This is a genomic window from Syntrophomonas sp. DTU019, assembly GCA_913757435.1.
In the GTDB taxonomy this organism is placed as follows: domain Bacteria; phylum Bacillota; class Syntrophomonadia; order Syntrophomonadales; family Syntrophomonadaceae; genus DTU019.
Map to the genome: position 1 here is coordinate 1 of CAJYDM010000016.1, position 1,040 is coordinate 1,040.

A 1,040-nucleotide genomic window follows, 5' to 3' on the forward strand; every position below is an offset into this window, starting at 1 on the left:
CAGACTGTGTGAAAACTAGTCCGCAGAAAAAGGAAAAAAACATATAAAAGTCGAATGATAGGGTGATAGCGAGGTGGAATAATGGCCTACATTAAGGGCGAAGACCGCATGCAGATCACCCTTTTTCCTGAAGCGGTCGATGACTATATATCAACTGATAATCCAGTTAGGGTAATTGAAGCATTCGTTAATTCGTTGTACATGAAGGACCTCGGGTTCCAAAAAGCGGAGCCGAAAAATACTGGTAGACCTCCATATGATCCTAGGGACTTGTTAAAGCTCTACTTGTATGGTTATCTAAATCGGGTTAGATCATCTCGGAGGCTAGAGACCGAAGCCGGTCGGAATCTTGAGTTGTTATGGTTATTACGGAAGCTAAAACCCGACTTTAAGACAATAGCTGATTTTAGGAAAGATAACCCCAAAGCCCTAAAAGGAGTCTTCAAACAGTTCACCCTGTTATGCAAAGACTGGGACTTGTATGGCAAAGAGGTCATAGCTATCGATGGTTCCAAGTTCCGAGCCAGCAATTCCAAGCGCAATAATTACAACCAAAAGAAGTTACAAAGACACTTAAAATATATTGACGAAAAAATTAACGGCTACTTTAATGAATTAGATAGCAACGACCAGGACGAAGCCGATATCCATATCCCCAGTGCTGAAGAGATCCAGAGGCGCATAGAAGAACTAGAAAGCCGTAAAGGTAAATATACCGCCATGAAACAGCATATGGAGCAAACCGGGGCTACAGAAGTATCGACCACTGATCCAGATGCTCGGCTAATGGCTGTTAATAATAACGGAGTAGAAGTCAGCTACAATGTACAAACGGCGGTAGACCAAAAGCATAAGCTAGTGGTAGACAGTGAAGTCATAAACAATCCAGCTGACCAAGGGCAGCTAAGCAATATGGCTAAGCAGGCCAAAGAAGTATTGGAAGTAGACCAAATTAAAGTATTGGCCGATAAAGGATACTACTCAACCAATGATCTAATCGAATGCGAGAAAAACCACATAGAGACCTATGTAGCCAAGCA

General features: G+C 42.3%; 1 protein-coding gene. It reads left to right on the top strand.

What is annotated here, in order from left to right:
- Nucleotides 1–81 precede the first annotated feature (81 nt).
- Nucleotides 82–1,040: transposase (locus AC15IQ_RS15315; RefSeq protein ID WP_483180363.1), on the top strand; the 959-nt coding region annotated here is incomplete at its 3' end.